The following is a 4706-nucleotide window of genomic DNA, read 5'->3' on the forward strand; positions in this document are numbered from 1 at the left end:
TAGGGATATAGGGGTAGGCACAAGGGTGCACCCCATCAGTCTCTCTCCTGTAACAGGTTATGGGTCCAGCACCCCACCACTGCGCCTGTTAGCACTATGTCCTCCGTAGATGACTCAGCCCCGGTTGCCTCGGTCCAGCCAGCCTCAGCTGCCCCCCAAGGTACTGCCACTACCCCACCCAAGTACCGGGTAGCGAACTTCAAGTTTGAAGCTTTGTCTTCCACGAACTATGTCCGATGGTCTCGTAGGATGAGGGATCATTTGTTTTTGTGCGGGCTGGGCGACATCATGTCGCGTCCTTTGGACCTTGCCAGCCAGGCCAACGTCATTGCACTAAGCGTCATCCGCATCAATGTGGATGACGATCAGCTGACTGCAATTGACGGGCTCTCGTGTGCGCACGAGACATGGATGGCCCTGCGTCGTGCACACGCATCGACATGTGCTGCACGACGCATGCACATTAGGGGGCAGCTAGCGTCGTTAAAGTTAGGTGGTAGTGAGTCCATCCGAGAGTACGGACGTCGTGCCATCGACATCCGCACTCAGCTTCTCGACGTTGGAGCGACGTGTGGCGAGGAAGAGCTGATCGACTACGTCCTGCTTGGCCTACCCACTGAGTATCATACGATTCGTACCATCGTTGGAGACTCGGAGTGCAAGGACCTTGAGAACGTCCTGTCGCGGCTGGAACGTTACCGTGAGCAAGAACTTCGAGGTACTTCGGAAGGCGCGACGCAGGGAACGGCACTTGCCGGCCATGCGCCACAGAAGGCGAAGGCCGGCCGCAAGCGGGACGAGCGCCGGCCGCGGCACACGAAGGTCGACGACAAGTCCATCGTATGCTGGCGGTGCAAGAAGCGTGGGCATCGTGCAGCGGATTGCCGTGAGAAGATCCCAGGTGGCGAGCCCCCCTCCCCTGAGCGTGTAGGTCGTGCGCTAGTTGCAACCGCACTAGCCGCTACTGCCAGCCGTGAGCGTGCGTGGATACTCGACACCGGTGCGTCGCACCACATGACGAGTGTACGCGACTTGCTGCCGGAGCTTGAACGATCGAACGTCAGCTCTGTCACGCTCGGGGGAGGGGAGTGCGTGAAGGTGTTGGGGCAAGGCGATGTCACTGTCATGTCGTCGTTGCGCCCCATCGTGCTCAAAGGTGTCCTTCTTGTTGAGGGACTCGCCTTCAACCTGCTTTCCGTGCCGAGTATGGTTTCCAGGGGAGCTTCGGTGCGCATCGACGGCGACTGTGGACACGTGATCGCTGATGGTGTCACTTACGTTGAGGCGCACCTGCACGACGGTCTCTACCAGGCGACGTTGGTCCCATCGAACTCCATATGACGGGGCGCGTGTCCCGCCGTCGACTGGCACTCACGGCTGGGGCACGTGGGAAGGGACGTCTTTGCAGCGTTACAACGCACCGGTCGTATTCCGCGTGCGGCGGAAGACAACCACCATTGCGAGGCGTGTGTTCTTGGCAAGCAGCCCCGGCGACCATCGCCAACGACGCCATCGCGTGCGACGGCGCCATTAAGATTGCTGCACACGGATTTGTGCGGCCCGCTCCAAGTCCCATCGCTGTCGGGATGCCGCTTTTTGATGACAGTGCTCGATGACTACAGCAAGTACTCGATCGTGCGTTTCCTTCGTCGTAAGGCTGATGCTGCACTTGTGCTTCGGGAGGTCATCACGTGGATGGAGCGGCAAGTAGGCGGCAACGTGAGGGCAGTGCGATCGGATGGCGGAGGAGAGTATGTTAACGGCGCGCTTCGCCAATACTTTGTGGAGCAAGGGATAAGCCATGAGGTGACGCCGCCGTACCACTCGCCATCGAATGGAGCAGCGGAGCGGCTCAACCGCACCCTCCTTGATCGGTCGCGCGCGATGATGAAGGGCGCGCACCTCCCTCTTGCCACTTGGGCCGAGGCTATCAACGCTGCGTCGTTTTTGCGCAACGTGATGCCATGTGCCTCTGTCGGCGGCGCCGTGCCACATGAGCTGCTGTGGAGTGAGCCACCACCGTCGTTGGGTTTTCTCCGTGTCTACGGCTGTGTGGCGTTCGTGAAGCAGCTCGCCCCCGGCGTGCGGAAGCTTGACAGTAGAGCCGAGAAGGGTCGGCTTGTGGGCTACGACGCAGGTGGCCGCTTCTACCGTATCCTTCTCGATGGTGATGCCCCGCGGGTGAAGGTGTCCAAGCACGTCATCTTCGACGAGCGTATGTCAAGCGTTAAGCTTACGTCGCCCTCAGTACCCTCTGCGCCGAGTGGCGGCGCTGGCCCTTTTGAAGGGCTCTGGGCGGGCTGTGATGCGTCACAGCCTGAGGGCGACGGTATTCCTGGTGTGTCGCACTCCTCGTGTGATGCACCGTCAATGCGTGTGTCTGCATCGCATGATGATGATGACGATGATGGCATGACGGTCCCAGCTGATGCATCTTTGGCTGAGGGAGTTGATGCCCCTTGCGACGTGCAAGGGAACAGCGCCGATGGGGTAACGGCGAACGGAGAGGATCCGTGTGAGGAAGGCGGTGTCGAGAGCGCCAATGCGAGTGCGCCTAATGCGTCGAATAACGACGCGACTGCTGAAGTGCCTCCTCGAGATGAAGGACGATATCCGCGACGTGATCGTCGCCCACCGACAGAGTGGTGGAAGATTCCGGAGTCGGCGGTCGCCGCCGATGGTGAAGAAGAGGAGACTGGTGCCGCTCTTGTCTCGGTGCATGATGACGTCGCGCTGCCTTCGACGTACGCCGGCGCGGTCGCATCGCCGCAAGCGGCGCAGTGGCGTCAGGCCATGGACGAAGAGATGCAATCACTGATGGGCGCGCGCGTGTGGGATCTTGTGGACCTTCCCGAAGACCGCAAGACCATCGCTTGCAAGTGGGTGTTCGCTCTGAAGCGTGATGCGAACGGCAACATCGACCGGTTCAAGGCGCGGCTCGTGGCGAAGGGTTTCTCGCAGCGCGCCGGCATCGACTACACGGATATCTGGGCGCCAGTCAGCCAGTACAAGACGCTGCGTTGCATGCTGGCAACCGTGGCGGTACGCGACCTTGAGCTCGTTCAACTTGACATCAAGACGGCGTTTCTCAACGGTGATGTGGACGAGGAGATCTACATGCGTCAACCGCCCGGCTACGTCACGAATGGAAGCTCCATGGTGTGTCGTCTGCGTAAGTCGTTGTATGGCTTGAAGCAGGCGTCACGTGCGTGGCATACGAAGCTGTGTGAATACCTGACCCAGCATGATTTTCGGTCATCCGACGCAGATCCGTGTTTGTTCATGCACGGGAGCGGGAACCGTGTCGTGTACCTGCTGGTGTACGTTGATGACATGCTGATTGCTGCGCGTTCCAAGGGGGATGTAGATGCTTGCGTTGCCATGGTCATGGACGGCTTTCAAGCCAGGCACCTTGGCAATGCAGAGATGTTCCTTGGGATGTCAATTGTGCGTGACCGTAGCAAACGTGTGCTTTGGTTGCACCAGGGGCGCTACGCTCACGACGTGGTAACGCGCTTTGACATGAGTGCCGCTAGGACTGCCAATATGCCTGTGTCTAGGGACATGCACCTTCGTAGGGGGGACGCGGGCGGTGCGTCTGTTGACAAACCGTTTGCAGAGGTTGTCGGCTGTCTGATGTACTTGATGACATGCACCCGTCCAGACTTGGCTCAATCAGTGGGAGCTTTGTCACGGTTTGTCTCGGACCCTAGGAAGCAACATTGGGACGCTGCTGTGCAAGTGCTGCGATATGTTGCGGGGACGATGGACGTCGGCTTGCGGTTCGGGGGCAAGGCCGAGGGTGTTGTTGGGTACTGTGACGCAAACTATGCTGGTGATCTAGACTCTCGCAAATCCACAACCGCTTATGTGTGGTTGATGCACGGTGGCGCTGTGTCGTGGCGTAGTGTGCTTCAGCCTACGGTAGCATTGTCCACGTCAGAGGCGGAGTACATGGCAGCTGCAGGAGCCGTGCGAGAGGCATTATGGTTGCGCAAGTTGCTTGCAGATATGAGCGGCCACTGTGGTGCTCTGACTGTGCAGTGCGATAGCGAGAGTGCACTAGCGTTGATTCGCAATCCAGTTGTTTCGCAGCGCTCTAAGCACATTGATGTGCTTCACCATGTGGTACGTGAGCGCGTTGCGCGTGGGGAGGTAGTCTTTGCGCACTGTCGTACAGAGTCTATGGTGGCAGACGCATTGACGAAGCCAGTAGGGCTTGAGAAGTTCGTTTGGTGCCGGGAGCAGATGGGTTTGCTGTTCTCGGACCGTCGCTAGGTCGAGTGGGAGTGTTGAAGAATAAGCGACCTAGCAACTAGGATGTATGTTGGTGAAGTACTTTGGGACGTATATACGGCATGTTTCCTGACATAGACATGCTCGCCATTGATGGTGGAGAGGTTAGCCCCCATGCCCACCTGTGTGCTCGTAGTCACAGGTTCGATTCTGTGTCGGGTGACTTTTGCCTGCTTGTGGAGGGAGTCATCTAGACATGGGGGGAATCACTACAAAGTGAGAGAGTATCACGAATGTGTGGCCAGTAGCTTGTGGGCCACACATGTGCTTGTGCATGAGCCACAGAACCACTTGTGGTGTGTGTGCGTTTCGTGCTCATCTTGTGCGGATATGTCGCTTGCATCAAGCGCCACGCTAGGGATATAGGGGTAGGCACAAGGGTGCACCCCATCAGTCTCTCTCCTGTAACA

Annotated in this window: 2 protein-coding genes; both read left to right on the forward strand. The window is 58.6% G+C overall.

Annotation, left to right across the window (positions count from 1 at the left end; genetic code table 11):
* Positions 1-249 precede the first annotated feature (249 nt).
* Positions 250-1341, forward strand: a complete 1092-nt coding sequence (locus AC6RA8_RS21355) for a zinc finger domain-containing protein (RefSeq protein ID WP_500355706.1) — start codon at positions 250-252, stop codon at positions 1339-1341.
* Positions 1342-1386: 45 nt separating this feature from the next.
* Positions 1387-4278 (forward strand): reverse transcriptase domain-containing protein, encoded by a 2892-nt coding sequence (locus tag AC6RA8_RS21360; RefSeq protein WP_500355708.1) that lies wholly within the window; start codon positions 1387-1389, stop codon positions 4276-4278.
* The last annotated feature ends 428 nt before the right edge of the window (positions 4279-4706 follow it).

It is taken from the genome of Tateyamaria sp. (genome assembly GCF_059783535.1).